Genomic DNA, 25,231 nt, shown 5'->3' on the forward strand with positions numbered 1-25,231 from the left:
ACGTCTCTCCCGAAGAGGAACCCACCCCATGAGCACCTCGGCCACCGCCAAGGCCATGCCCCCCGAGCCTTCCGCTCCCCAGGAGCCGACCTCGGGCCTCGACCGCTACTTCAAGATCTCGGAGCGCGGCTCGACCGTCGCCCGTGAGATCCGCGGCGGTTTCGCCACCTTCTTCGCGATGGCCTACATCATCGTGCTGAACCCGATCATCCTCGGCAGCGCCAAGGACATGTACGGGCACCAGCTCGACGGCGGCCAGCTCGTCACCGCCACCGTCCTCACGGCGGCGTTCTCGACGCTCCTCATGGGGGTCATCGGCAACGTCCCGATCGCCCTCGCCGCCGGCCTCGGCGTCAACACGGTCGTGGCGCTCCAGCTCGCGCCGAGGATGTCCTGGCCCGACGCCATGGGCATGGTCGTCCTCGCCGGTGTCGTCGTGATGCTGCTCGTCGCGACCGGCCTGCGCGAGCGCGTGATGAACGCGGTCCCGGTCGGCCTGCGCAAGGGCATCGCCATCGGTATCGGCCTCTTCATCATGCTGATCGGCCTCGTCGACTCGGGCTTCGTCTCCCGCATCCCCGACGCCGCGCACACCACCGTCCCGCTCCAGCTCGGCGCCGACGGTCACCTCACCGGCTGGCCGGTGCTCGTCTTCATCCTGGGCACGCTGCTCACCCTCGCGCTGATCATCCGCAAGGTGCCGGGCGCGATCCTCATCTCGATCGTCGTCATGACGATCGTGGCGATGGTGATCAACGCGGTCGCGACCGTCCCGTCCTGGGGACTGACCACCCCGGAGTGGCCGGGCAACCCGGTCGCCTCGCCCGACTTCGGTCTCGTCGGCGAGGTCAGCCTCTTCGGGGGCTTCGAGAAGGTCGGCTACCTGACCGGCATCCTCTTCGTCTTCACGGTGCTGCTGTCCTGCTTCTTCGACGCCATGGGCACGATCCTCGGCGTCGGCGACGAGGCCAAGCTGATCGACAAGGACGGCAACTTCCCCGGCATCAACAAGGTCCTGCTGGTGGACGGCCTGGCCGTCGCCTCCGGCGGCGCGACCTCCTCCTCGGCCACCACCTGCTTCGTGGAGTCCACGGCGGGCGTCGGCGAGGGCGCGCGCACGGGTCTCGCCTCGGTCGTGACCGGCGGTCTGTTCTCGGTGGCGCTGTTCCTCACGCCGCTGGCCACGATGGTCCCGTCCCAGGCGGCCACGCCCGCGCTGCTCGCGGTCGGCTTCCTGATCCTGGCCGGTTCGGTCAAGGACATCGACTGGAGCGACTACACCATCGCGGTGCCGGCGTTCCTGGCCATGGTGATGATGCCGTTCACGTACTCGATCACGAACGGCATCGGCATCGGCTTCATCGCGTTCAGCGTGCTGCGGCTCGCGGCCGGACGGGGCCGTGAGGTCCCGGTGGCCATGTACGTCGTGTCGGCGGTCTTCGTCTTCTACTACGCGATGCCGGCGCTCGGCCTCACGTGATCGCGGGGGGTGTCGGCGGCCGTGTCGGCCGCCGGCTCCTCGTCCGCCTCCCCGTAGAACTTCTCCGTCTCGTCGACGGCGGTCTTGAACCGCTCGTCGAAATCCTCACGAATGAGCGTCCGGACGACATAGTCCTGGACGCTCATTCCTCTTTTCGCGGCGTGACTCCTGAGCCGGTCGAGCAGCTCACCGTCGATGCGCAGGCTGAGCACTGTCGATCCCATGTCGTTCAGGGTCGGGGCAGCCGGGGCACCTTTGCGTCACTTTCTGGATCCGACTCACTCGTTTGGGTGATACATGGATGCGGAAGCGTGATCTGCGTGCGTGCGGTTCACGCGTGGGTGCGAGCGGGTGGACGTGTGCGGGCGTGGGGACGTGCGGACGTGCAGGCGGGCGGGCGTGCGCGGGTGTGCGGACGCGCGGGAGTACGCGGGTGTGCGGGCGTCCGCGCGTGGGGGCGTACGCGGGTGTGATTCGTGCGACGTCAGCGCGTTCCCGTTGGTATTTAGGCAGAGTAATGAGTTAGGCTAACAAACATGCCTGACCTGTCCCACGGCTCAGCCGACGACGCCGCGGCCGTGAACGCGCTCCGCTCCTCCGTCATGCGACTGGGCCGACGCCTCAAGCACCAGCGCGTCGACGAGTCGCTGAGCCCCACCGAGATGTCGGTGCTCGGCACCCTCGCGCTCTGCGGCTCCGCCACACCCGGCGAGCTGGCCCGCAAGGAGCACGTACAGCCGCCGTCGATGACCCGCATCGTCGCGCTGCTCGAAGCCAAGGGACTGGTCCGGCTGGAGCCGCACCCCGACGACCGCCGGCAGAAGGTCGTCAGCCAGACCGAGCAGGCCGAAGCCATGCTCGAAGAGTCCCGCCGCAAGCGGAACGCCTGGCTGGCCTCCCTCGCCGAGGGCCTGGACGAGGACGAGTGGGTCAAGCTGCGCGCGGCCGCTCCCGTCCTGGAGAAGCTCGCCCACCTGTAATCCACGCGCCAAGGAGGCGACGCACTTTGAGTACGGGACCCGGAGCAGACTCCGCACCCGTCCACAAACCCACCCTCGACACCCGCGGGCGGGGGGAAACCTTCTCCTCGCTCAGGATCCGTAACTACCGGCTGTTCTTCACCGGCGCGATCGTCTCCAACACCGGTACATGGATGGCCCGCATCACCCAGGACTGGCTGGTCCTGAGCCTCACCGGCTCGGCCGCCGCCGTCGGCATCACCACGGCCCTTCAGTTCCTGCCGATGCTGCTCTTCGGTCTCTACGGCGGAGTCATCGCCGACCGCTACCCGAAGCGGCGCCTGCTGCTCGTCAGCCAGGCAGCCCTCGGTCTCTGCGGCATCGCGCTCGCCGTCCTCACCCTCTCCGGCAACATCCAGGTCTGGCACGTCTACCTGATCGCCTTCCTCCTCGGCATGGTGACCGTCGTCGACAACCCGGCCCGGCAGGCCTTCGTGTCCGAGATGGTCGGCCCGAAGCAGCTCCGCAACGCCGTCTCGCTCAACTCCGCGAACTTCCAGTCCGCGCGGCTCGTCGGCCCCGCCGTCGCCGGTGTCCTCATCGCCGGAGTCGGCAGCGGCTGGGCCTTCCTCCTCAACGGCCTGTTCTTCCTCGCGCCCCTCACGAGCCTCCTGCTCATGCGGCCGAGCGAACTCCACAAGGTGGAGCGCGCCCCGCGCGGCAAGGGCCAGCTGCGGGAGGGCCTGCGCTACGTGGCCGCGCGACCGGACCTGATCTGGCCGATCGTCCTCGTCGGCTTCATCGGCACCTTCGGATTCAACTTCCCGATCTGGCTCACCGCCTTCTCCGGCGACGTCTTCCACGTCGGCGCGGGCGCGTACGGCTTCCTCAACACCCTCATGGCGGCCGGCTCGCTCGTGGGCGCCCTCGCGGCGGCCCGACGCGGCTCGACCCGGCTGCGGATGCTGGTGATCGCGGCGGCGGTCTTCGGCGTCCTGGAGATCGCGGCGGCCCTGTCGCCGGCGTTCTGGCTGTTCGCGCTGCTGCTCGTGCCGATCGGCATGATCGGCCTCACGGTCAACATCACCGCGAACTCGGCCGTCCAGATGGCGACGGACCCGGCCATGCGGGGCCGGGTGATGAGCCTCTACATGATGGTCTTCGCCGGCGGTACGCCGATCGGCGCGCCGCTCCTCGGCTGGGTCACCGACACGTACGGCGCCCGCGTCGGCTTCGCCACGGGCGGCGTGATCTCCCTGGCGGCGGCGGTCGTCGTGGGCCTGGTCCTGGCCCGGGTGGGCGGCCTCAAGGTCGCCTGGGCATGGCGCCACGGGCACCCACAGGTGCGGTTCGTGGCGCGGGAACGGCTGGCCACCGCGGCGTAGCCCTCGGGCGGCCGGCGGCCGGGGTGTGTGGGGGCCGGGTGTGTGGGCCCGGGCAAGGGGCCCGGCCCAGATGTGTGGGCCGTCCCCCGCTCCGGCCCCGGCCCCTTCCGCTGTCCTGGATTCAGACCCGCCGTTCCAGGATCTGCCCTTCCCAGTCGCCCACCGCGAATGTCTCCGTCGGAGTGAAGGCCTGGCCCTCGTAGTACGCGACCAGGCGGCCCTCGCTGCCCGCGAAGCAGTCCACCCGCAGCAGCGACACCCCCTGCCGCCGCGTCTCCTCCGCCGCGTGGGCGAGCAGCGCCGCGCCCACCCCGTGGCCGTGGAACCGCGCGTCGGTCGCGAGCAGGCGGACGTACACCTCAGGCTCGTCCGCCGGCGGCACGTGCTTGCCCGGGTGCGGCGTCAGCGTCATCGTGCCCGCCGGTACGCCGTCGATCTCGGCGATCCACGGATCGCCCTCGGCCATCGTGTCCTCGACCTGCTTCACCGCCGCGGGGCGGGCCGAGAACGACTCCGTGCCCCACTGGGCGGTGATGCCCTTGCCGTTGAGCCACACCACGGCGCTGTCGAGGACGCCGAGTATCGCGGGGAGGTCCTCCGCCCCGCCCTTCCTGATGGAGATCTTCATGCCGCAGAGGCTAACCGCTGCCACACTCACCCCATGAGGCTCTTCGCCGCCGTCCTGCCGCCGCCCGAGCGGCTGGACGAGCTCGGACACGTCGTCGACCGGCTCCACCGGCTCCCCGGAGCCGACGGGCTCCGCTGGACCTCGCGGCCCGGCTGGCACCTCACGCTCGCGTTCATGGGGGAGGTCGACGAGGAGCTGCTGCCCGAGCTGCGCGTCCGGCTCGCCCGTGCCGCGCACCGCACACCGCCCTTCCCGCTGCGGCTCCACGGCGGCGGGCACTTCGGGCGGCGCGCCCTGTGGGCCGGGATCGCCGGAGACCTGGACGAGCTGCGGCTGCTCGCCGAGCGCTCCGACGCCGCCGCACGCAGGGCCGGGGTGCGGATGGACGAGCACCGCCGGTACCAGGCTCACCTCACGGTCGCCCGCGCGCGGGGGGAGGAGGTGGACCTGCATCCCTTCCTGGATGAGCTCGGCACCTTCGAGGGCGCCCGCTGGGAGGTGGGCGAGCTGGCCCTGGTGCGCTCGAACCTGCCGGTGAGCGGGGTGCGGGGCGAGCAGCCTCGGTACGAGAAGGTCGGCGGCTGGCCCCTTGAGGGGTCGGCGGGGCGGCCGGGTTAACCTCGACGGGTGGACCCTAAGACCCGTAACCGCATCATGGCCGGCGCGCTCGTACTCATGTTCGCGATCATCGCGGTGGCATCGGTGGTCGGCCAGTAGCCCCTCCTCCCCGTCTCTCCCCACCCTGTGGGAACCCCCTTGCTTAGAGCGCACTCCAAGCAGTTGGCTTGGCGCCCATGGAGTACACGCAGCTCGGACGCACCGGACTCAAGGTCAGCCGACTCGTCCTCGGGACGATGAACTTCGGACCCCAGACGGACGAAGCCACCAGCCACGCCATCATGGACACGGCGCTGGACGCGGGGCTCAACTTCTTCGACACCGCCAACGTGTACGGCTGGGGTGAGAACAAGGGCCGGACCGAGGAGATCCTCGGTTCCTGGTTCGCGAAGGGCGACGGCCGTCGCGACCGCACCGTCCTCGCCACCAAGGTGTACGGGAACATGGGCGCCGACGGCGAGGCCTGGCCCAACCACGACAAGCTCTCGGCGGTGAACATCCGCCGCGCGGTCGAGGCCAGCCTCAAGCGCCTCGGCACGGACTACATCGACCTCTATCAGTTCCACCACATCGACCGCTCGACCCCCTTCGAGGAGATCTGGCAGGCGGTCGACGTCCTCATCCAGCAGGGCAAGATCCTCTACGCCGGCTCCTCCAACTTCCCCGGCTACAAGATCGCCCAGGCCAACGAGACCGCCGCCCGGCGCGGCTCGGTCGGCCTCGTCAGCGAGCAGTGCCTCTACAACCTCTTCGAGCGGCGCGCGGAGATGGAGGTCATCCCGGCCGCGCAGGAGTACGGCCTCGGGGTCATCCCCTGGTCGCCGCTGCACGGCGGTCTGCTCGGCGGCGTCCTGAAGAAGGAGGCCGAGGGCAAGCGGCGTACGGAGGGCCGCGCGGCGGCCACCCTCGCCGACCCGGCGTCCCGCGCGCAGCTCCAGGCCTACGAGGACCTGCTCGACAAGCACGGCCTTGAGCCGGGCGAGGCGGCCCTCGCGTGGCTGCTCACCCGGCCGGGTGTGACGGGCCCGATCGTCGGCCCGCGCACGCCCGAGCAGCTGACGAGCGCGCTGCGCGCCCTGGAGCTCAGGCTGAGCGAGGAGGTCCTGGCGGGTCTCGACGAGATCTTCCCGGGCCCGGGCCCCTCGCCGGAGGCCTTCGCCTGGTAGCGGCGTGGGTGGGCCTGGTGGCCCCGTAGCAGCGCCCGGCTCCCCGGCCTCCCCCGCCCGTCGTGCCGGTCAGGGAGTGCCCAGCCAGCTGGTGGCGTCCAGGCGGAACGCCGTCTCCGCGGGGACGACGTTCCGCAGGGCCGCCTCCAGGTCCCTGACGCGGTCCGCGCCGAGCGCCGCCGCCCACTCCGCCCGCAGTTCGTCGAAGATCGCGGCGGAGCGGGCGAGGGCCGCGTACCCCCGTGGGGTGAGGTGGACGAGTTTGCGGCGGGCGTCGGCGGGGTCGTCGGCGCGCTCGGCGTAGCCGAGGGCGAGGAGCCGGTCGACGGTCTTGCCGGCGGCCTGCTTGGAGACGCCGAGGCGGCGTCCGATCTCGCTGGCGGTGGCGCCCCGCGCGCCGATGGCTTGCATGGCGAAGCCGTGGGCGGGGCGCAGGTCGGGGTGGCCCTCGGTGGCGAGGCGGGCGTGGAGGCGGTCGATGAGGGTGCGGAAGCCTCCGAAGAGGAGCAGGGGGAGTTCGTAGCCCCTGCCGCCACCCTCGGAATCGCTTTCTCCCTTGCCGTTATCGACAACCTGGTTTACGTTTTCCTTCGCCGCATGGTCAACCATGTTGTCGATTCTACTCGTTCCGCCCGCCCGAGCCTGGAGACGCCTTGTCCGTGGACATGTCCGCCCGTACCGCCAACGCCGTCGCCCTCCTCAAGGAGTCGCCCGAGACCCTCGACGGCTTCCTGAAGCTCAGTCAGACCTTCGAGTCCACCACCCTCGACCCGCACTCCCGCGAGACGGTCGTCCTGACCGTCGCCGAACGCAACCAGTGCCACCTCTGCGTCGACATGCACGAGGCCAAGATGGCCGCCCTCGGCCCCGCGCCCGACGCCGAACGCCTCGCCGCCGTCCGCCTGTTCACCCTCCGGGTCCTCGCCTCCGCGGGTGCGGTGAGCGACGAGGAACTGGCCGCCTTCGAGGCCGCGGGCCACACCCGCCGCAACGCCCTGGAGGTCGTCCTCGGCATCGGCGCGTACACGCTCTCCACCTTCGCGAACCGCCTCACCCGGGCCGCTTGAGCCCCGGCCGCTACCCGGCGTACGGGCCGCCCAGGCCCCACGCCTGGTGCATCGCGTCGGCGAAGGCCGCCGCCAGCTTGTGCTCGCCCGAAGGGCCCGGGTGAGTGCCGTCGTAGGTGTCGGTGCCGAGGTCGTACGACTCCGATATCGACGCCAGGAGGAGGGGCGAGGCCGCCGTGTCCAGATCGGCGACCGCCTTCGCGAGCAGCTCGTTGAAGCGGTCGCACTCGACGGCGAAGGGCGCGTCGTACCCGGCGCGCACGTTGGGGATGACCGGCAGGAGGACGGCCCGGACGCGTGGGTTCGCGGCGCGGGCAGCGGCGACGAACGCCCGGACGTTCTCCTCGGTCTGGTCGCTGTTGGTGTAGAAGCCCAGATCGATCAGGCCGAGCGAGATCAGCAGCACGTCGGCCCCGGTCTCCGCGACCGTGTCGCCGATCACCGGCGCCATGTGCAGCCAGCCCTCGCCCCAGCCGGCCAGATGCCGCCGGGCGGGGGCGGGGAAGGCCGGGTCGGCGTACGTCTCCGAGGCCGGGGCGTCGACGGCGGGGTCGTACAGCGCGGTGCGGGGGCCGACGATCTCGTACCCGCCGGGCAGCGTGGACTCCAGATGCCGCCACATGCGGTACCGCCAGGTCCAGTCGCCGGCGCGTCCGATGGTCATGCTGTCGCCGACGAACAGAAAACGCATGGTCGTATCATCGCGGACGGCGTCCCGGACCTGCGACGTGATCCGGGACACGGGCCGCGCGCGAGAACGCCGCGCGCGAGAACGCCGAGCGCGGGAACGCCGCGCGCGAGAACGCCGAGCGCGGGATCGACGTGTGCGGGAACGCCCAGCGCAGGAGCGCCCGGCCCTGGGACACGCCTACCGCAGGGACACGCCTACCGCAGGAAGTCGGCCACCGCCCCCGTGAACCGCTCCGCGTCGTCGTGCCACGGGAAGTGCCCCGCCCCGTCCAGGACGACGAGGTCCGCCTTCGGGAACAGCTCCGCGTACGCGGCCGCCGTCGGGACCGGCGTGTTCACGTCCCCCTCACCAGCCACCACGAGCACCGGCCGCGCGAACTCCGCGAACACCGCGCGCGTCGCCTCCGGGGCGAAGGCCCCCTCGCTCGCGAAGACACCCGCGCCCTCACGGCTCCGCTGCCCCTCCCCGGCGGCGTGCCGCTCCCGCGCGGCCTCGTCCCACGTCCCGTGGAAGAACGGCGTCACGGCCTGGAAGCTCTCGCCCGTCCCGCGCCCCGCCGTGACTTCCTCAAGTGCCGCGTACGCCGGACCGAACCACGGCTCGTCCCGCCGCAGCCGCGCCGCCGCGAGCCGCTCCTCCGGAGCCGTGTCCAACCCGACGGCCGCCGTGCCCGGGGTGACGAGCACGAGCCGGCCCACCCGCTCGGCGTACCGGGTCACGTACAGGGCGGCCAGGTTCGCGCCCGCCGAGTGCCCGAGGACGTCGACGGTGTCGAGCCCGAGGTGCGCGCGCAGCGCCTCCACGTCCTCGACGAGCCGGTCGCAGCGGTACGAGGAGGAGTCGTCCGGCACGGCCGACGCGCCCGTCCCCCGGAGGTCGAGCCGGATCAGCCGACGGTGCGCGGTCAGGCCGCCGAGGTCACCGAGATAGGCGGAGTCCTGGAGCGGACCGCCGGGGAGACAGAGCAGCGGGGCGCCGGTGCCGGACACATGGAAGGCGAGCGTCGTGCCGTCGGGCGCGGAGAAGGTGTGCGGGGTGGGCATGAGCGCGACCCTGGCAGCGGCCGAGGTGCCGGTCAAGCGGGTTTCGCCGCGGGGGGCGAGCGGGGTTTCCGGACACCGGGCGATCTTCCCGCCCGGTGTCCGCGGCCGCGTCGTGGCAGGCTGGGGGGCATGCGATCTGCTCTGTGCGCCCTCGGTGCGGCGGCGGCCCTGGTGCTGCTCCCGGCCGGTCATGCCCGTGCCGAAGGACAGGAGCCGGACCGGGACTTCACCATCGAGGACTCCCGTGTCACCGAGTCCAGCGGCCTCGCCGCGAGCCGCGCCCACCCCGGGATCTACTGGACGCACAACGACCAGGACGCCCCCCTGATCTACGGCATCGACTCCCGCACGGGGAAGACGGTCGCGACCCTGACCATGCAGGGCGTCGGCACCCCCCGCGACATGGAGGCGATCGCGGTCGGCCCGGACGGCGACATCTACGTCGGCGACATCGGCGACAACCTCGACGGCTCCTGGGACCACGTCTGGGTCTACCGCTTCCCCGAGCCGAAGGTCCTCAAGGACCAGAAGGTGGCGGCGAAGCAGTACGTCGTGAAGTACGCCGACGGCGCGCGCAACGCCGAGGCGCTGATGGTCCACCCGAAGACCGGCCGGGTGTACATCGCGAGCAAGAACGAGGACGGCGGCGGCCTGTACGCGGGCCCCGAGCGGCTCTCCTCGTCAGGGACGAACGTCTTCCGGCGCATCGGCGAGGTCCCGTGGGTCACCGACGGCGCCTTCTCGCCGGACGGCGACCGGCTTGTCCTGCGCGGCTACCTCATGGCGCGCGAGTACGTGTGGAAGGACGGCCGGCTCGGCGACGAGGGCACGTCGATCGGAGCCCCGTTCCAGGGCCAGGCGGAATCGGTGACGTACACGACGGACGGCTCAGCGTTCATGCTCGGCTCCGAGGGACAGAAGAGCCGGGTGGTGCGGCTGGACCGGCAGGACGCCGGGCGCTCCCCGGAGAAGCCGGGCGGCAGCCCGGACACCCCGGGCGCACCGCAGGCGCCGCATTCCCCGGCGGCCGACGGCGAGAAGGGGAACGTCACGGTCGGCTTCCTGGTCCTCGCGGGCGCGTTCGTCGTCGTCCTCGGCATCAAACGACTGCTGCGGCGGGGCTGAGCGGCGGACATGCCGAAGGGCCCGGCACCGGATGTCTCCGGTGCCGGGCCCTTCGCACGTACGGCAGACGGTTACAGCTTCTCGATGACGTAGTCGATGCAGGCCGTCAGGGCGCGCACGTCCGCCGGGTCGATCGCCGGGAACATCGCGACCCGCAGCTGGTTGCGGCCCAGCTTGCGGTACGGCTCCGTGTCGACGATGCCGTTCGCGCGCAGTGCCTTCGCGACCGCGGCCGCGTCGATCTCGTCCGCGAAGTCGATCGTGCCGATGACCTGCGAGCGCTTCGCCGCGTCCGTGACGAACGGCGTCGCGTACTTGGACTCCTCGGCCCAGCCGTACAGGGCGTCCGAGGACTCCTTCGTACGGGCCACGGCCCAGTCCAGACCGCCCTGGCCGTTGATCCACTTCAGCTGCTCGTTGAGCAGGAAGAGGGTCGAGAGCGCCGGGGTGTTGTACGTCTGGTTCTTCAGCGAGTTGTCGATCGCCGTCGGCAGCGAGAAGAACTCCGGGATGTGCCGGCCGGACTCGTGGATCTTCTTCGCGCGCTCCAGGGCGGCCGGGGAGAAGGCCGCGAGCCACAGGCCGCCCTCGGCGGCGAAGGACTTCTGCGGGGCGAAGTAGTAGACGTCCGTCTCGGTGATGTCGACCGGGAGACCGCCCGCGCCGGAGGTCGCGTCGACCAGGACCAGCGCGCCCTCGTCGGCGCCCGCGACCCGCTTGATCGGGGCGGCGACACCGGTGGAGGTCTCGTTGTGCGTGTACGCGTAGACGTCCACGCCCGCCTCGGCCACCGGCTCCGGGTGGGTGCCCGGGTCGGAGGAGATCACGGTCGGCTCGGCCAGCCACGGGGCCAGCTTGGCGGCCTTCGCGAACTTGGAGGAGAACTCGCCGAAGGTCAGGTGCTGCGACTTGTGCTCGATCAGACCGTGGGTCGCGACGTCCCAGAAGGCGGTGGAGCCGCCGTTGCCCAGGATCACCTCGTAGCCCTCGGGGAGCGAGAAGAGGTCACGGATGCCGGTACGTACCTCGCCGACCAGGTTCTTCACCGGAGCCTGGCGGTGGGACGTGCCGAGGAGAGAGGTGCCGGTGGCGGCCAGGGCGTCCAGCGCCTCCGTACGCACCTTGGAGGGGCCCGCGCCGAAACGGCCGTCGGCGGGCTTGATGTCAGCGGGAATCTGGATATCAGCCACGAGGCGGAGAGTATCGGGTCGGGAAGGGGCCGGTCGCCGGATGTCCGCCCGATGAGACGAGCACTGAGACATCCTGGGCTTGTGGGAACACACGAGGAACACGCGGCAGGACTGGCCGCCGACCTGCGCGCCGTGGTCGCCGGAGAGGTCGACTTCTCCGTCACCGCCAGGGCGCTGACCACCATGGACGCCTCCAACTACCGCCGTATTCCGGCCGGTACGGTCGCCCCGCGCGACGCCGACGACCTCGCGGCCGTCCTGCGGGTGTGCCGGGACCACGGCACCACGCCGGTCGTCGCGCGGGGCGCCGGGACCTCGATCGGCGGCCAGGCGACCGGCACCGGCGTCGTGCTCGACCTCACACGGCACATGGGCGGGATCGTCTCCCTGGACCCGGAGGCGCGGACGGCCGTGGTCCGGCCGGGGCTCGTCCTCGACCGGCTGCGGGAGGCGGCCCGCCCGTACGGCCTGACCTTCGGCCCCGATCCGTCCACGCACAGCCGCTGCACCCTCGGCGGCATGATCGGCAACAACGCGTGCGGGGCGCACTCGGTCGCCTGGGGGACCACGGCGGACAACGTGCGCTCGCTCGACGTGATGACGTACGGAGGCACGGCGTTGACGCTGGGGCGGGGAGGGCGCGGCGCCCCCGCCGGACTCCTCGACCTCGTCGACCGCCATCTCGCCCTCCTGCGGACCGGCTACCCGGCCGGTCTGCCGCGCCGCATCTCCGGGTACGCGCTGGACGCGCTGCTCCCGGAGCGGGGCGTGGACGTGGCCCGCTCGTTCTGCGGCAGCGAGGGGACGCTGGGCGTGGTGACGGAGGCGACGGTGGCGCTCGTCCCGCTGCCGGCCGAGCCGGTGCTCGTGGTGCTGGGGTACGCGGACGAGAGCGCGGCGGCGGAGGCGGCGGCGGGGCTGCTGCCGTTCGGACCGCTGACCGTGGAGGGGATGGCGGCCGATCTCGTACGGGGCGCCGCCGGGCTGCCTCGCGGTGCGGCGTGGCTGTTCTGCGAGATGGACGGGGAGGGAGAGGCGCGGCGGCTCGTGCGGGCGGCCGACGCGATCGACTCGGCCGTGGTGCGGGACCCGGCCGGACAGCGGGCGCTGTGGCGGATCCGGGAGGACGCGGCGGGCACGGCGACCAGGACCCCGGAGGGCGGGGAGGCCTGGCCCGGATGGGAGGACTGCGCGGTGCCGCCGGCGAGGCTCGGCGCGTACCTCCGTGAGTTCCGGGCGCTGCTCGCCGACTTCGGCCTCCGGGGGGTTCCGTACGGGCACTTCGGTGACGGCTGCGTCCACGTCCGGATCGACTTCGACCTGTGGACGGAGAAGGGCGTACGGCAGTTCCGCCGGTTCTCGGAGGCGGTGGCCGACCTCGTGGTCGCCCACGGCGGCTCGCTCTCCGGGGAGCACGGCGACGGGCAGGCTCGGGCCGAGCTGCTGCCGAGGATGTACGGGGAGGAACTCGTCGCCCTGTTCGGCGCGGTCAAGGACGTGTGGGACCCGGACGGCGGCCTCAACCCGGGGATGCTGGTCCGCCCGCGCCCGCTCGACGAGGGCCTGCGGTTCACGGGGCTGCCGCTGGCGGGGGTGGGAAGGGCCGCCGCCCGGTGCGTGGGGGTGGCCAAGTGTCGTGTGGACGGCCCGAGTTCGGGTCCGGGGGTGATGTGCCCCTCGTACCGGGCGACGGGGGAGGAGAAGCACTCGACGCGGGGGCGGGCGCGGCTGCTCCACGAGATGGCGCTCGGCGAGGTGATCACCGACGGCTGGCGCTCGGAGGAGGTCCGGGAGGCGCTGGACCTGTGCCTGTCGTGCAAGGGGTGCCGCAGCGACTGCCCGGTGGGCGTGGACATGGCCGCGTACAAGGCGGAGTTCCTGGACCGGCACTACGCGGGACCGCTCGGCTTCCTGCGCAGGCCGCGCTCGCACTGGACGATGGGCAGGCTGCCGCACTGGCTGGACCTGTTCGGGCGGGGCCTGAACGCGGGGATGAGACTGCCGTTCGCGGCGCGGCTCGCGGGGGTGACACCGGAGCGGACGATGCCGAGGGTGGCGGCGAGGTCGTTCACGTCGTGGTTCGCCGAGCGGATCTCGACCCGCCCGGCGGACGTGACGCTGTGGCCCGACACGTTCACGGACCACCTGGCGCCGGAGGTGGGCCAGGCGGCGGTCCGGGTCCTGGAGGACGCGGGGATCGGGGTGGAGCTGCCGCCGGGGAAGGTCTGCTGCGGGCTGACGTATGTGTCGACGGGGCAGCTGGGAGCGGCGCGGAGGGTGATGCGCAGGACGCTGGACGTGATGGAGGGGGACGGCGTGGCGGCCGCCGGGCCCACGGGGCCCGTCGTGGTCCTGGAACCCTCCTGCGCGGCGACGCTCCGCACCGACCTGCCGGAACTGCTGCCGGACGACCCGAGGGCGGCCCGCCTGGCGGCGTCGGTACGGACGCTGGCGGAGGCCCTGGAGACGCTGGCGCCGGAGTGGAACCCGCCGCGCCTGGACCGCCCGGTGACGGGCCAGACGCACTGCCACCAGCACGCGGTGCTCGGCGACGCGGCGGACCGCCGCCTGCGCGAACGCGCGGGCCTGACGGGCGAGCTGGCGGGCGGGTGCTGCGGACTCGCGGGCAACTTCGGCTTCGAGCCGGGCCATTACGAGGTCTCGGTCGCGTGCGCGGAGGACCAACTGCTGCCGGCACTGAGGAACGCGCCCCCGGAGGCCACCGTCCTGGCGGACGGCTTCTCGTGCAGGACGCAGATGGGAGACCTGGCGGGGGTGAGGGGCCGGCACCTGGCGGAGGTGCTGGCGGAGGGGGTGGACAGCGGACTGGGACCGTCCGGATCTTGACGCCGGCTTCGGGGAAGTCGAGGATGCCCCTACTGTCGGGTGCGCCCTCCGCCGTGCGCGGGTGAGAGCGGCACCGACTCTTTGTGCCGGGGGCGTGGGCCCCCGCGTCTGTTCCTGGGGGGAACAACACGTGAGCAAGCGAATGCGCCGCGGTGCGGCGATGACCGGTGTGGCGGGGCTGCTCGCCATGGCTGGTGTGACGGCGGGGGCGGGGGTGGCTGCGGCGGAGGACCTGAAGATGTCGGGGTACGACGCGGTCGCGGCGCCGGGGTCGGTGCCGCGCTTCCATCCGGTCGTCGAGTCGGGCACGACCTTCTGGGGGAAGGTCGTCATCGCCGTCGGGAGGAAGCCGCTGACCGGGCCGGCTGGTGACGGGGCCGGGGTGCCCCAGGGGTATCGGATCCAGAACTACGGCTGCGACCAGCCCACCGGACTGGTGGGCGTGTACGTGTGCGACCCGCAGATCTCGCACAACTACCCCGATGTCATGGTGCCCAAGGACGCCAAGGACACGACGCTGTACTGGGGCTTCACGTACCTGCCCAGGGGCGGTGACCTGGCGGCCGCGATCGAATCCGCCCGTACGGCCGGAGCGCGGCCTGCCGACGCGACGTCCGGCACCGGCAGGGTCATCGTCAAGTCTGCCGCGTCTGCCGCCCGGAACACCGTGGCCTTCGACGTCCCCGACGTCCCGGCCGGAGGAACCGTCCGCCAGCAGCTGCGGGTCCACGCCGTCGACGCCGGGAGAGTGACCCTCTCGTTCAAGGTCGCCGAGGGGCAGCTCTGGGGATGGCCCGGGAAGATTCCCCTTGGCAACGTCACAACGGACTCCGGGGCTTCCTGCTCGGCCCACGCGGATCAGCTCCATGTCGATGCGATGAACCTGGATTGCCGTGTCGAACCCGGTGACCACACGATCGGCTACGAGCTGACGGGAGCCGCGAACCAGAAGGCTCTGCGTCTTCAGGCCCAGTCGCGCTACGACATCTACGACGTCCACGCCCCGGACAGTGACGTCATCCAGTTGAGCACGCCGTTCACGGTGCTCGGCGACGCGGCTCTCCCGAGGCACAGTCTCCTGGCCCGCGACACCTCCGGCAGGGTGTGGGAGTACTACGGAACCGGAAAGGCCTCCGCTCCCTTCTACTCCCGGTCCGAGGTAGGCCCCGGGTGGCAGACCTACGACACGATCACCGCGCTCTCCCCATACAGCCAGAGCCCTTACTACCGGCCCGACGTGAAGCCGTCCGCCGTCACGCGTGGCCTCGGCGACCTCGTGGCCCGGGACGCGTCCGGCACCCTCTGGTACTACGACCGCCAGATCGTCGACGAGAAGCCCTACGCGGCCCGCGTCAAGATCGGCAGCGGCTGGAACGCCTACGACCAGCTCGCCGGCGCCGGGGATGTCGACCGTGACGGGTACGTGGACCTCGTGGCGAGGGACAAGGCCGGGGCGTTGTGGCTGTACAAGGGCACGGGCAGCTTCACCGGGGCGCGGTTCATGACCAGGGTGAGGGTTGGCGAGGGCTGGGGTGCGTACGGCCGGCTCGCGGGCGGGGCGGACGTCACCGGTGACGGCCGGGCGGACCTCATGGCGAGGGACGCGGCCGGGGTGCTGTGGCTGTACAAGGGCACGGGCAGTGGAACGGCACCGTACGCCGGTCGGACGAGGGTCGGGGCGGGCTGGAACGCGTACGACCAGATCGTGGTGGCGGGAGACCTGACCGACGACGGCAAGGCGGACGCCGTCGCCCGCGACACGGCCGGGATGCTGTGGCTGTACAAGGGCACGGGCAGTGCGACGGCCCCGTTCGCGGGACGGACGAGGGTCGGCACGGGCTGGAACGCGTACAACCGGGTCTTCTGACGGGGGCTCTGAGCAGGTCTCTGAGGCGACCGTTACGGGTGGGCTTCTGGTGCGGCCGCCCTCTTTCCGAGTGTGGCGGCCTCCACCGCCGCGTCAAGGGCATGTCGGCTTCGCCGATGGGCTGCGCCCACCCTTGACGCGGCGGTGGAGGCCGCCTTTTCACACTCGGAGGGCGGCCGAGGGCCGAGGCCTACGCAATCTCCTCGGGCAGTGTCGGGGGTTGGTGGGCGTGTGCCGGCTGGTGGGTGGGGGCTTGGTTCGTTGCAGGGGTGGGTGGGTCTCTGTCGGTGGGTTCGGGGTGCGCGGTTGTTGAATGGGGCGGCCCGGCTTGGCTTAGCGGCCGACCGCAGTCCTTCGGTGGGGCTTCAGGCCCCGCTGGTCTGTCTTGGTGGGTGGTGGGAGCGGGTGGCGTGAGTTTCTTGCACTTTCACCGCCCGATAAGGGTGGTTCGCCCCCTGTGAGGGGGTAATTCCCCGCCTGTTACTCGGAGTGGTGCGTTACTCACGCTCCCACCCACCGGGAGTGACCAGCGGGGCCTGAAGCCCCACCCCGAACGGCATTTCACCGCTAAGCCGGACCCCGACCGCCCCATTCAACGACCGCGCACCCCGAACCCACCGGCAGAAGCCCACCCGCCCCGGCCGCGAACCCAGCCCCCACCCACCGGCCGGCACGCGCACGTGGCGAGTGCTACTGCCCGAAGCCCGGCGTGGACCCCGGCCCCCGGACCGCCCTCCGAGAGTGTTTTCGCTCCTGGAGGTGGTGGGTCAAGGGTGGAGCGAAGCGGAATCGGCGCAGCCGACGCGACGAAGGAGCGCCCTTGACGCGCCGCCGGAAGGAGCGACTCTCGGAGAGAGGGCGGTCCCACCAGAAGCCCACTTGTCGGCCGCGCCGTTGCCGCCCGGCTTGCGTTCATGCGCCCGCAAATCCAAGTTCCTTCGAAAGAGGGCCGGTTGCCTGATTCGGGCCTCCGGGACGAGGTGCCCCGTTACTGTCGGCGTGAGCCGACATTGGGGGTGACCTCCTCGTGGTCAACATCCGCAGCCTTGACCCGTCCGCCTCGCCCCTGGACTACTACGGATCCGAACTCCGCCGCCTGCGGGAGGCCGCCGGACTCGGGCAGAGTCAGCTGGGCGGCGTCGTCTTCTGCACGGGCTCCCTGATCGGCCAGATCGAGACGGCGAAGAAGGTCCCGACGCGGGACTTCTCGGAGCGGATCGACGCGGCGCTGATGACGGACGGGTTCTTCACCCGCCTGGTGGGCCTGGTGCTGCGGAGCCAACTGCCCACCTGGTTCCAGCCGTATGCCGAGATGGAGGCGAAGGCGGCGTACATCTCGACGTACCAGTCGCAGATGGTCCACGGCCTGCTCCAGACGGAGCAGTACGCCCGGGCGGTGCTGGGCGTCGAGCAGGCCGACCGGCTGGAGGAGATGGTCGCCGCGCGAATGGAACGGCAAAGGATCCTTCGGCGCGACCATCCGCCGGTGCTCTGGGTGGTCTTCGACGAGGCGGTGCTGCGCCGGGAGATCGGTGGCCGCCGGGTGATGCAGGCTCAACTGGACTACCTGCTGACCTTCGCGTGTGAGCCGTGGGTGCACATCCAGGTTCTGCCGGACTCGGTGGGTGAGCATCCTGGTCTACTGGGATCCTTCACGGTTCTGCGGTTCGACGATGCCCCCGACCTCTTCTACTGCGAGAGCTACGACGACGGTCATTTGACTGCCAATTCCCAAGTGATCAGGGAACGTTCCGTCGGTTACGCTCGCCTTCAGGCCATGGCCCATTCTCCGGAGGATTCGGCCGCCCTGATCGCGCGTGTCATGGAGGAACGATATGGACCCGGTGCAGTGGCGTAAGTCGTCGTACAGCGGACCGAACGGCGGCGAGTGCATCGAATGCGCCCCCCTGGGCCCCACCTCCTGGCTCAAGTCCTCCCACAGCGGCAATACCGGCGGCGACTGCGTCGAAGTGGCCGACCTCGCCCCCCACATCGCCGTCCGCGACTCCAAGAACCCCGCCGGCCCTCACTTCCGCGCCACCCCCTCCGCCTTCGCCGTCTTCGTGGCCGCCGCCGCTCAGGGCCGCTTCTGACCTCGTCCGACTGCACGGGCCGGTTCTGACCCGCCCTTCCCGTGACGGCCTCACCCCCCGCTGACGATCTCCCGCGCCATCGCCACCAGCGCCCCCGTCGCCGGGTGCGGGAACGCGTCCCGCCAGGCCAGTACCACCGGGAGCGGTGGGGCGTCCGGCAGCGGGCGGTACGTGACTCCCGGGTGCGGGTGCAGTGACGCCGTCGACGCGGACGAGACGCCGACGCCCCTGCCCGCCGCGATCGCCGTCAGCCAGTCGTCGGTGTTCGCCACCGTGACCGTCGCCGCCGGGCGCGCCGTCGCCGGCCAGAGCGTGAGGGTCGTCGTGCCCGACACCGTGTTCAGGACGACGGTTCCGCCCGCCAGGTCGTCCAGGGTGAGTCGTGGACGTTCCGCGAGGGGGCTGTCGGCCGGTACGGCCGCGACTCGTTCCTCCGTCGTGAGTTCCTCCGTGACCAGGCCCGGCGCGTCGACCGGGCCGCGCAGCAGTGCCGCGTCCACCTCTCCCCGGGTCAGGCCGGCGGTGCGGTCGTCGATGCGGAGGAGTTCGAGCGGGGTCTCGGGGTGTTCGCGCTGCCAGCGGCGCAGCAGGGGTGTGGTGTACGGGCCGAAGGCCGACCACGCGTGTCCGAGGCGCAGGGGCCGGTGGCGCAGTCTCGCCGGGTCGACGGCCGCCTCGAACGCCGCGAGGGCCGCCGCGGCCCGGTCCTGGAAGGCGCGGCCTTCGGCCGTGAGGGCGAGGTGGTGGGTGGAGCGGTCCACGAGCCGGGCCCCGAGGTGTTGTTCCAGGGCGGCGAGCGTGCGGGAGACGGCGGGCTGGGTGAGGTGGAGCCGAGCTGCCGCCCTGGTGAGGCTGGTTTCCTCGGCGATGGCGAGGAAGCAGCGGAGGTGGCGTAGCTCGATGCTCATGCGTCCGGAGCATAACCGCAGCGCAATCGGCATTTCCGGTGCCGCGCGGGGGCTCGTAGCGTGAGAGGGGAACTCCGGTGACAGTCGACTGCTGGTGCATTATTCTGGACTGGAAGTTCAATGGAATGAACAGTTGAGGAGTGTCGGTGGACATCAGTCCGGTCAAGGAGGCGGGCCCGGTGGGGGCCGCGGTCGGCCCCGAGTCGCCGGCTGCCCCCGTCGGCGGCGCCCAGGGCGGCGGCGGGCCCAAGGGGCTCGCGGGCCACCGTTTCGGGCCCGTCGCGCTCGTCGTCACGGGCGGGCTCTCCGTGCAGTTCGGCTCGGCTCTCGCCGTCCTCCTCATGCCCCGGGCCGGCGCCCTCGGTGTCGTCACCCTGCGGCTCGTGCTCGCCGCCGCCGTCCTGCTGATCGTCTGCCGTCCGAAGGTCCGCGGCTACGGCCGGGCGGACTGGGGCACGATCGTCGCCTTCGGGGCGGCGATGGCGGGCATGAACATCCTCTTCTACCAGGCGGCCGACCGGATCCCGCTGGGCGCCGCGGTGACCCTGGAGGTCCTCGGCCCGCTGATCCTCTCGGTGGTCGCCTCCCGCCGGCTGATGAACCTGCTCTGGGCGGGGCTCGCCCTCGGCGGCGTCGTGCTGCTCAGCGGCGGCGGCTTTGACCGGCTCGACCCGCTGGGTGCGGCCTTCGCGCTCGCGGCGGGCGCGATGTGGGCGACGTACATCGTCTTCAGCGCGCGCACCGGCCGACGCTTCCCGCAGGCGGACGGGCTCGCGCTCGCGATGGCCTTCGGCGCCGTCCTCAGCCTGCCGCTGGGCATCGCGGAGGCGGGCGACAAGCTCCTCGTACCCTCGACGATCGGCCTCGGCCTCGCGGTCGCGCTGATGTCGTCGGTCCTGCCGTACACCCTCGAACTCCTCGCCCTGCGCCGCCTGCCCGCCCCCACCTTCGCGATCCTGATGAGCCTGGAACCGGCCATCGCGGCGACGGCCGGCTTCCTCATCCTCAGCCAGGCCCTGTCCCTGACCGACGCGCTCGCGATCGCCCTGGTGATCGCGGCGAGCATGGGAGCGGTACGGACGCAGGTACGGGCGGCCGCGCGGGAGCGGGGGAGGGTCGCGGGCTAGATCCGGTCGGTCCTCCGGGGCGGTGTCTCGCCCCTCACAGATCGGTCCCGCGAGCTTTCGCGATCATGCTCGGGGCCTAGGATCCGCGCATGATCGCTGAACTGCAGTGCCTCGTCATCGACTGTCCGGCCCCCGCCGAACTCGCCGAGTTCTATCGCGCGGTGCTCGGCGGCGAGGTCGACCGGCCGGACCGCCGCTGGGCCCTCGGCGATGCCTGGTCCACGCTGCACACCCCCGGCGGCCTCGTCCTCTGCTTCCAGGGCGTCACCGACCACCGTCCGCCGACGTGGCCGGACCCCGAGCGTCCCCAGCAGTTCCACCTCGACTTCGGTGTGGCCGACCTCGACGCGGCGCACGACCGGGTCGTGGCACTCGGCGCCCGGCTCCTCGACGGCGGCGACGGCAAGAGGAGCTGGCGGGTGTACGCCGACCTCGCCGGGCACCCGTTCTGCCTGGTCAGGCACTGACCTCTGCCCCGATTTCGTTGACCCGATTCCGTTGATCTTTGGCCTTCCCGCTGTTTCCGGGGTGCCGGGGCGCCTCGGACGATGGAGCTGTTGTCCGAGGTGCGAAGAGGGGAGGGCGTCATGGCCCTGGAGATGCGTGAGCGGTGCGAGCGGTGCGAGACGGCGGTGCTGGTGGCGGACGGGCCCGCGCGGATCTGTTCGCACGAGTGCAGCTTCTGTGTGCCGTGCGCCGACGCGATGGGTGACGTCTGCCCCAACTGCGGGGGCGAGCTTGTGGCGCGGCCTCGGCGGGTGGCCGGGTAGCGGCGTCGGCGGGGTGGCCGGGTAGCCGCCCCGCGCGCCTGGCCCGTGCCCGCGCGCCTGGCCCCCGTGCCCGCGCGCCTACCCCCGCCCCCCGCGTCTGTTCCAATCAAAGCAAGCATGCTTGATTGTTTTCTGGTTCGCTGTCATGCTCCGGGGCACGCCGCCGTGTCCCGAGGGGAGCGCACCGTGTCCGACCCCGCTGTCGTCCTCGATGATCTGCGCGAGGAGAGCGAAGCACTCGACGTCCTTGTCGGCGAGTTGAGCGAGGAGCGGTGGGCCGCCCCCACCCCCGCCGCCGGCTGGACCGTCGCCCATCAGGTCGCGCACCTCGCCTGGACCGACCGGGCCGCGCTCCTCGCCGCCACCGACCCCGACGGCTTCGCCGCCGAGGCCGCCAAGGCCCTCGCCGCCCCCGAGCGTTTCGTCGACGAGGGGGCCGAGGAGGGGGCGAAGCTGCCGCCCGGTGAGCTGCTCGCCCACTGGCGCGAGGGGCGCGAGCTGCTCCAGGAGGCCCTTCGCGGGGTTCCGGCCGGTGTGCGGTTTCCCTGGTACGGGCCGCCCATGAGCGCCCCCGCCATGGCCACCGCCCGGCTCATGGAGACCTGGGCGCACGGGCAGGACGTCGCCGACGCCCTCGGGGTCGTCCGTACGCCGACCGACCGCATCCGGCACGTCGCCTGGATCGGTCACCGGGCCCGGGACTACGCTTATCTGGTGCGGGGCCTGCCCGTTCCCGTCGAGCCCGTCCGGGTGGAACTCGTATCGCCTGGCGGGGAGTTGTGGGTCTACGGGCCCGTGGGCGCCGCTCAGAGGGTGACCGGGCCGGCGCTGGAGTTCTGTCTGCTCGTCACCCAGCGCGTCCACCGTGACGACACCTCCCTGGTCGCCGTCGGCCCGGACGCCGAGCAGTGGCTCACCATCGCCCAGGCCTTCGCCGGACCGGCGGGTCCTGGCCGGCCCGCCGAAGGGGCCCGGTGATGGTGCTCCGTATCGGCAACGCCTCAGGGTTCTACGGCGACCGGTTCGGCGCCGTACGCGAGATGCTCACCGGCGGCGGGCCCGAGGGCGCGATCGACGTCCTCACCGGTGACTACCTCGCCGAGCTCACCATGCTCATCCTCGGCCGCGACCAGCTCAAGGACCCGGCCTCCGGGTACGCCAAGACCTTCCTGCGGCAGATGGAAGAGGGCCTCGGCCTCGCCCACGACCGCGGGATCCGGATCGTCACCAACGCCGGCGGCCTCAACCCCGCCGGTCTCGCCGACGCCCTGCGCGTCCTCGCCGCCAAGCTCGGGCTGCCCACGCGGGTCGCGCACGTGGAGGGCGACCGGCTGCCGGCCGTCGACGGCGCGCTGGCCGCCAACGCCTATCTCGGCGGCGCCGGGATCGCCGCCTGCCTCGCCGCCGGCGCCGACGTCGTCGTCACCGGCCGGGTCACCGACGCCGCCCTCGTCACCGGGCCCGCGCAGTGGCACTTCGGCTGGGGGCCCGAGGAGTACGACAGGCTCGCGGGCGCGGTCGTCGCCGGGCACGTCCTCGAATGCGGCACCCAGGCCACCGGCGGCAACTACGCCTTCTTCCGCGAGCACGACCCGGCGCTCTTCCGCCGCCCCGGCTTCCCGCTCGCCGAGCTCCACGAGGACGGCAGCGCCGTCATCACCAAGCACCCCGGCACCGGTGGCCTCGTCGACGTCGGTACGGTCACGGCCCAGCTCCTGTACGAGACGGCCGGCGCCCGCTACGCCGGGCCCGACGTCACCGCCCGTCTCGACAGTGTCCGGCTCACCCAGGAGGGACCCGACCGGGTCCGGATCGACCGGGTACGGGGCGAGGCGCCGCCCCCGACGCTCAAGGTCGGGCTCAGCCGGCTCGGCGGCTTCCGCAACGAGGTCGTGTTCGTCCTGACCGGCCTCGACATCGAGGAGAAGGCCGCGCTGGTGCGGGGGCAGATCGAGGACGCCCTCGCCGAAAGCCGCCCCCGTGAGGTCCGTTGGGAGCTCGTCCGCACCGACCGGCCCGACGCCGGCACCGAGGAGACCGCAAGCGCCCTCCTGCGGCTCGTCGTCCGCGATCCCGCCCCCGAGGCCGTCGGCCGTGCCCTCACCGGCGCCGCCATCGAACTGGCCCTCGCCAGCTACCCCGGGTTCCACGTCACCGCGCCGCCCGGGAAGGGCGCCCCCTACGGGGTCTTCGAGAGCGTCTACGTACCGGCCGCGGACGTTCCCCACACGGCCGTGCTCCCGGACGGGACCCGCGTCCCCGTCCCCGTACCGCGGGGGACGCGGGAGCTGGAGCCGGTCCCCGAGCCGGACCTTCCCGAGCCGCTCCCGCCGGGGCCCGCCCGGCGGGTGCCCCTCGGCCGGATCGCCGGCGCCCGAAGCGGCGACAAGGGCGGCGACGCGAACGTCGGCGTCTGGGTGCGCACGGAGGAGGAGTGGCGGTGGCTCGCGCACGCCCTCACGGTCGACCGGGTGCGTGAACTGCTCCCGGAGACGGCCGACCTGGAGATCACCCGGCACGTTCTTCCGGGGCTCCGGGCGCTCAACTTCACCTTCGCCGGGATTCTCGGCGAGGGCGTCGCCTCCCAGGCCCGTTTCGACCCCCAGGCCAAGGCCCTCGGCGAGTGGCTCCGCTCCCGCGCAACCGACATCCCGGAGGGACTCCTGTGACCGTCCTCGCCTCCGCCCTCGACACCGGCGGATCCGACTACCGGGCCCACCGCGCGGCCATGCTCGACAAGCTCACCGCGCTGGAGGCCGAGCACGCCAAGGCGCTCGCGGGCGGCGGCGAGAAGTACGTCGCGCGGCACCGCGAGCGCGGCAAGATGCTCGCCCGCGAGCGGATCGAGCTGCTCGTCGACCCGGACACCCCCTTCCTGGAGTTGTCGCCGCTCGCGGCCTGGGGCAGTGACTACGCGGTCGGCGCCTCCCTGATCACCGGCATCGGGGTCGTCGAGGGCGTCGAGTGCCTGATCACCGCCAACGACCCGACGGTGCGGGGCGGCGCCTCCAACCCGTGGACGCTGAAGAAGGCCCTGCGGGCCAACGAGATCGCGTTCGCCAACCGGCTGCCCGTGATCTCGCTCGTCGAGTCCGGCGGCGCCGACCTCCCGTCCCAGAAGGAGATCTTCATCCCCGGCGGGGCGCTCTTCCGCGACCTCACCCGGCTGTCCGCCGCCGGCATCCCCACGATCGCGGTCGTCTTCGGCAACTCGACGGCCGGTGGCGCGTACGTCCCCGGCATGTCCGACCACGCCGTGATGATCAAGGAGCGGTCGAAGGTGTTCCTCGGCGGTCCGCCACTGGTGAAGATGGCGACGGGAGAGGAGAGCGACGACGAGTCCCTCGGCGGCGCCGAGATGCACGCGCGGACGTCCGGGCTCGCCGACCACTACGCCGTCGACGAGTCCGACGCGCTCCGCCAGGCCCGCCGCATCGTGGCCCGGCTGAACCACCGCAAGGCGCAGCCCGACCCGGGCCTCGCGGAACCTCCGAAGTACGACGAGGACGAGCTGCTCGGGATCGTGCCCGGGGATCTCAAGACCCCCTTCGACCCGCGCGAGGTGATCGCCCGGATCGTCGACGGCTCCGACTTCGACGAGTTCAAGCCGCTGTACGGGCCGAGCCTGGCCACCGGCTGGGCGAGCCTGCACGGCTACCCGGTCGGCATCCTCGCCAACGCGCAGGGCGTCCTGTTCGGCCCGGAGTCGCAGAAGGCCGCGCAGTTCATCCAGCTCGCCAACCAGCGCGACATCCCGCTCGTCTTCCTCCACAACACCACCGGCTACATGGTCGGCAAGGAGTACGAGCAGGGCGGCATCATCAAGCACGGCGCGATGATGATCAACGCCGTGTCGAACTCCCGCGTCCCCCATCTGTCCGTCCTCATGGGGGCGAGCTACGGCGCCGGGCACTACGGCATGTGCGGCCGGGCGTACGACCCGCGCTTCCTCTTCGCATGGCCCAGCGCCAAGTCCGCCGTCATGGGCCCGCAGCAGCTCGCCGGTGTCCTGTCCATCGTGGCGCGGGCGAGCGCCGTCGCGAAGGGGCAGCCGTACGACGAGGAGGCCGACGCCGGTCTCCGGGCGCTCGTCGAGGCCCAGATCGAGTCCGAGTCCCTGCCGATGTTCCTCTCCGGCCGGCTCTACGACGACGGGGTCATCGACCCCCGCGACACCCGCACGGTCCTCGGGCTGTGCCTCTCCGCGATCCACACGGCACCGGTCGAGGGCGCGCGCGGCGGCTTCGGCGTCTTCCGAATGTGAGGC

General features: G+C 72.0%; 24 protein-coding genes. 17 read left to right on the forward strand and 7 right to left on the reverse strand.

Annotated elements, in window-relative coordinates:
- Positions 1-28: 28 nt before the first annotated feature.
- On the forward strand, positions 29-1,480 hold the full coding sequence (locus ACIP8Z_RS17835; RefSeq protein WP_402084348.1) for an NCS2 family permease: 1,452 nt from the start codon (positions 29-31) through the stop codon (positions 1,478-1,480).
- On the opposite strand, the gene ACIP8Z_RS17840 is transcribed toward ACIP8Z_RS17835, so the two are convergent.
- Positions 1,450-1,704, reverse strand: a complete 255-nt coding sequence (locus tag ACIP8Z_RS17840; protein ID WP_319310984.1) for a hypothetical protein — start codon at positions 1,702-1,704, stop codon at positions 1,450-1,452. The two genes, ACIP8Z_RS17835 and ACIP8Z_RS17840, sit on opposite strands and share 31 nt — an antisense overlap.
- Before the next feature lie 312 nt (positions 1,705-2,016).
- Between ACIP8Z_RS17840 and ACIP8Z_RS17845 the strand changes: the two genes are divergently transcribed.
- Both ACIP8Z_RS17845 and ACIP8Z_RS17850 read left to right on the forward strand, forming a co-directional pair.
- Positions 2,017-2,460 carry a MarR family winged helix-turn-helix transcriptional regulator gene (locus tag ACIP8Z_RS17845; protein WP_402084351.1) on the forward strand — a complete coding sequence of 148 codons (444 nt, stop codon included), beginning with the start codon at positions 2,017-2,019 and terminating at the stop codon, positions 2,458-2,460.
- A 26-nt stretch (positions 2,461-2,486) separates the two neighbouring features.
- A complete protein-coding gene (locus ACIP8Z_RS17850; RefSeq protein ID WP_402084353.1) occupies positions 2,487-3,824 on the forward strand; it encodes an MFS transporter in 1,338 nt (445 codons plus the stop codon).
- Positions 3,825-3,945: 121 nt separating this feature from the next.
- On the opposite strand, the gene ACIP8Z_RS17855 is transcribed toward ACIP8Z_RS17850, so the two are convergent.
- Positions 3,946-4,452: a GNAT family N-acetyltransferase gene (locus ACIP8Z_RS17855; protein ID WP_402084356.1), complete on the reverse strand. Its 507-nt coding sequence runs from the start codon at positions 4,450-4,452 to the stop codon at positions 3,946-3,948.
- A gap of 33 nt (positions 4,453-4,485) precedes the next feature.
- Here ACIP8Z_RS17855 and thpR point away from each other — a divergent pair, with 33 nt between their 5' ends.
- Positions 4,486-5,070, forward strand: a complete 585-nt coding sequence (thpR, locus tag ACIP8Z_RS17860) for an RNA 2',3'-cyclic phosphodiesterase (RefSeq protein ID WP_402084358.1) — start codon at positions 4,486-4,488, stop codon at positions 5,068-5,070.
- A gap of 176 nt (positions 5,071-5,246) precedes the next feature.
- Positions 5,247-6,236, forward strand: coding sequence for an aldo/keto reductase (locus ACIP8Z_RS17865; protein ID WP_402084361.1), 990 nt, complete (start codon positions 5,247-5,249; stop codon positions 6,234-6,236).
- A 69-nt stretch (positions 6,237-6,305) separates the two neighbouring features.
- Here ACIP8Z_RS17865 and ACIP8Z_RS17870 read toward each other — a convergent pair whose 3' ends face one another.
- Positions 6,306-6,845 (reverse strand): MarR family winged helix-turn-helix transcriptional regulator, encoded by a 540-nt coding sequence (locus ACIP8Z_RS17870; protein WP_402084363.1) that lies wholly within the window; start codon positions 6,843-6,845, stop codon positions 6,306-6,308.
- Between the two features lie 56 nt (positions 6,846-6,901).
- Here ACIP8Z_RS17870 and ACIP8Z_RS17875 point away from each other — a divergent pair, with 56 nt between their 5' ends.
- Positions 6,902-7,303: a carboxymuconolactone decarboxylase family protein gene (locus ACIP8Z_RS17875; protein ID WP_402085287.1), complete on the forward strand. Its 402-nt coding sequence runs from the start codon at positions 6,902-6,904 to the stop codon at positions 7,301-7,303.
- Positions 7,304-7,313: 10 nt separating this feature from the next.
- Here ACIP8Z_RS17875 and ACIP8Z_RS17880 read toward each other — a convergent pair whose 3' ends face one another.
- Complete coding sequence (locus ACIP8Z_RS17880; RefSeq protein WP_402084365.1) at positions 7,314-7,994, reverse strand: GDSL-type esterase/lipase family protein; 681 nt, start codon at positions 7,992-7,994, stop codon at positions 7,314-7,316.
- A gap of 194 nt (positions 7,995-8,188) precedes the next feature.
- Positions 8,189-9,037: an alpha/beta fold hydrolase gene (locus ACIP8Z_RS17885; protein ID WP_402084367.1), complete on the reverse strand. Its 849-nt coding sequence runs from the start codon at positions 9,035-9,037 to the stop codon at positions 8,189-8,191.
- 129 nt (positions 9,038-9,166) lie between these two features.
- Between ACIP8Z_RS17885 and ACIP8Z_RS17890 the strand changes: the two genes are divergently transcribed.
- Entirely contained in the window at positions 9,167-10,162 is a 996-nt protein-coding gene (locus tag ACIP8Z_RS17890) for a WD40 repeat domain-containing protein (protein ID WP_402084370.1), read from the forward strand.
- A gap of 71 nt (positions 10,163-10,233) precedes the next feature.
- On the opposite strand, the gene serC is transcribed toward ACIP8Z_RS17890, so the two are convergent.
- Entirely contained in the window at positions 10,234-11,352 is a 1,119-nt protein-coding gene (serC, locus tag ACIP8Z_RS17895; RefSeq protein WP_402084373.1) for a phosphoserine transaminase, read from the reverse strand.
- Between the two features lie 51 nt (positions 11,353-11,403).
- Between serC and ACIP8Z_RS17900 the strand changes: the two genes are divergently transcribed.
- The 4 genes from ACIP8Z_RS17900 (at position 11,404) to ACIP8Z_RS17915 (ending at position 18,159) form a co-directional block, all read left to right on the forward strand.
- Positions 11,404-14,199, forward strand: coding sequence for an FAD-binding and (Fe-S)-binding domain-containing protein (locus ACIP8Z_RS17900; protein WP_402084375.1), 2,796 nt, complete (start codon positions 11,404-11,406; stop codon positions 14,197-14,199).
- 130 nt (positions 14,200-14,329) lie between these two features.
- On the forward strand, positions 14,330-16,066 hold the full coding sequence (locus ACIP8Z_RS17905) for an FG-GAP repeat domain-containing protein (RefSeq protein WP_402084378.1): 1,737 nt from the start codon (positions 14,330-14,332) through the stop codon (positions 16,064-16,066).
- Positions 16,067-17,093: 1,027 nt separating this feature from the next.
- Positions 17,094-17,924 (forward strand): helix-turn-helix domain-containing protein, encoded by an 831-nt coding sequence (locus ACIP8Z_RS17910; RefSeq protein ID WP_402084379.1) that lies wholly within the window; start codon positions 17,094-17,096, stop codon positions 17,922-17,924.
- Positions 17,902-18,159 (forward strand): DUF397 domain-containing protein, encoded by a 258-nt coding sequence (locus ACIP8Z_RS17915; protein WP_402084381.1) that lies wholly within the window; start codon positions 17,902-17,904, stop codon positions 18,157-18,159. The genes ACIP8Z_RS17910 and ACIP8Z_RS17915 overlap by 23 nt, the downstream gene beginning before the upstream one ends.
- A gap of 50 nt (positions 18,160-18,209) precedes the next feature.
- Here the strand turns inward: ACIP8Z_RS17915 and ACIP8Z_RS17920 are convergent, their stop codons facing one another.
- Positions 18,210-19,067 (reverse strand): LysR family transcriptional regulator, encoded by an 858-nt coding sequence (locus tag ACIP8Z_RS17920; protein WP_402084383.1) that lies wholly within the window; start codon positions 19,065-19,067, stop codon positions 18,210-18,212.
- A 146-nt stretch (positions 19,068-19,213) separates the two neighbouring features.
- Here ACIP8Z_RS17920 and ACIP8Z_RS17925 point away from each other — a divergent pair, with 146 nt between their 5' ends.
- The 6 genes from ACIP8Z_RS17925 (at position 19,214) to ACIP8Z_RS17950 (ending at position 25,228) form a co-directional block, all read left to right on the forward strand.
- Complete coding sequence (locus tag ACIP8Z_RS17925; protein ID WP_402084386.1) at positions 19,214-20,194, forward strand: EamA family transporter; 981 nt, start codon at positions 19,214-19,216, stop codon at positions 20,192-20,194.
- Positions 20,195-20,283: 89 nt separating this feature from the next.
- A complete protein-coding gene (locus ACIP8Z_RS17930; RefSeq protein WP_402084388.1) occupies positions 20,284-20,661 on the forward strand; it encodes a VOC family protein in 378 nt (125 codons plus the stop codon).
- Positions 20,662-20,781: 120 nt separating this feature from the next.
- Positions 20,782-20,964, forward strand: coding sequence for a DUF1272 domain-containing protein (locus ACIP8Z_RS17935; RefSeq protein WP_319310955.1), 183 nt, complete (start codon positions 20,782-20,784; stop codon positions 20,962-20,964).
- Between the two features lie 186 nt (positions 20,965-21,150).
- Entirely contained in the window at positions 21,151-21,942 is a 792-nt protein-coding gene (locus tag ACIP8Z_RS17940) for a TIGR03084 family metal-binding protein (RefSeq protein ID WP_402084390.1), read from the forward strand.
- Positions 21,942-23,633: an acyclic terpene utilization AtuA family protein gene (locus ACIP8Z_RS17945; RefSeq protein ID WP_402084392.1), complete on the forward strand. Its 1,692-nt coding sequence runs from the start codon at positions 21,942-21,944 to the stop codon at positions 23,631-23,633. Before ACIP8Z_RS17940 ends, ACIP8Z_RS17945 begins: the two co-directional genes overlap by 1 nt.
- Positions 23,630-25,228, forward strand: coding sequence for an acyl-CoA carboxylase subunit beta (locus tag ACIP8Z_RS17950; RefSeq protein WP_402084395.1), 1,599 nt, complete (start codon positions 23,630-23,632; stop codon positions 25,226-25,228). Before ACIP8Z_RS17945 ends, ACIP8Z_RS17950 begins: the two co-directional genes overlap by 4 nt.
- Positions 25,229-25,231: the final 3 nt, after the last annotated feature.

It is taken from the genome of Streptomyces sp. NPDC088553, assembly GCF_044752965.1.
In the GTDB taxonomy this organism is placed as follows: domain Bacteria; phylum Actinomycetota; class Actinomycetes; order Streptomycetales; family Streptomycetaceae; genus Streptomyces.

What these genes read in the sequence shown, in the direction of transcription:
- ACIP8Z_RS17865 (WP_402084361.1), top strand. Translation starts at nt 5,247, where the DNA reads ATGGAGTACACGCAGCTCGGACGCACCGGACTCAAGGTCAGCCGACTC.
- ACIP8Z_RS17890 (WP_402084370.1), top strand. Translation starts at nt 9,167, where the DNA reads ATGCGATCTGCTCTGTGCGCCCTCGGTGCGGCGGCGGCCCTGGTGCTG.
- ACIP8Z_RS17835 (WP_402084348.1), top strand. Translation starts at nt 29, where the DNA reads ATGAGCACCTCGGCCACCGCCAAGGCCATGCCCCCCGAGCCTTCCGCT.
- ACIP8Z_RS17885 (WP_402084367.1), bottom strand. Translation starts at nt 9,037, where the DNA reads ATGCCCACCCCGCACACCTTCTCCGCGCCCGACGGCACGACGCTCGCC.
- ACIP8Z_RS17900 (WP_402084375.1), top strand. Translation starts at nt 11,404, where the DNA reads ATGAGACGAGCACTGAGACATCCTGGGCTTGTGGGAACACACGAGGAA.
- ACIP8Z_RS17920 (WP_402084383.1), bottom strand. Translation starts at nt 19,067, where the DNA reads ATGAGCATCGAGCTACGCCACCTCCGCTGCTTCCTCGCCATCGCCGAG.
- ACIP8Z_RS17935 (WP_319310955.1), top strand. Translation starts at nt 20,782, where the DNA reads ATGGCCCTGGAGATGCGTGAGCGGTGCGAGCGGTGCGAGACGGCGGTG.
- ACIP8Z_RS17840 (WP_319310984.1), bottom strand. Translation starts at nt 1,704, where the DNA reads ATGGGATCGACAGTGCTCAGCCTGCGCATCGACGGTGAGCTGCTCGAC.
- ACIP8Z_RS17945 (WP_402084392.1), top strand. Translation starts at nt 21,942, where the DNA reads ATGGTGCTCCGTATCGGCAACGCCTCAGGGTTCTACGGCGACCGGTTC.
- ACIP8Z_RS17875 (WP_402085287.1), top strand. Translation starts at nt 6,902, where the DNA reads ATGTCCGCCCGTACCGCCAACGCCGTCGCCCTCCTCAAGGAGTCGCCC.
- thpR (WP_402084358.1), top strand. Translation starts at nt 4,486, where the DNA reads ATGAGGCTCTTCGCCGCCGTCCTGCCGCCGCCCGAGCGGCTGGACGAG.
- ACIP8Z_RS17845 (WP_402084351.1), top strand. Translation starts at nt 2,017, where the DNA reads ATGCCTGACCTGTCCCACGGCTCAGCCGACGACGCCGCGGCCGTGAAC.
- ACIP8Z_RS17915 (WP_402084381.1), top strand. Translation starts at nt 17,902, where the DNA reads ATGGACCCGGTGCAGTGGCGTAAGTCGTCGTACAGCGGACCGAACGGC.
- ACIP8Z_RS17880 (WP_402084365.1), bottom strand. Translation starts at nt 7,994, where the DNA reads ATGCGTTTTCTGTTCGTCGGCGACAGCATGACCATCGGACGCGCCGGC.
- ACIP8Z_RS17870 (WP_402084363.1), bottom strand. Translation starts at nt 6,845, where the DNA reads ATGGTTGACCATGCGGCGAAGGAAAACGTAAACCAGGTTGTCGATAAC.
- ACIP8Z_RS17930 (WP_402084388.1), top strand. Translation starts at nt 20,284, where the DNA reads ATGATCGCTGAACTGCAGTGCCTCGTCATCGACTGTCCGGCCCCCGCC.
- ACIP8Z_RS17855 (WP_402084356.1), bottom strand. Translation starts at nt 4,452, where the DNA reads ATGAAGATCTCCATCAGGAAGGGCGGGGCGGAGGACCTCCCCGCGATA.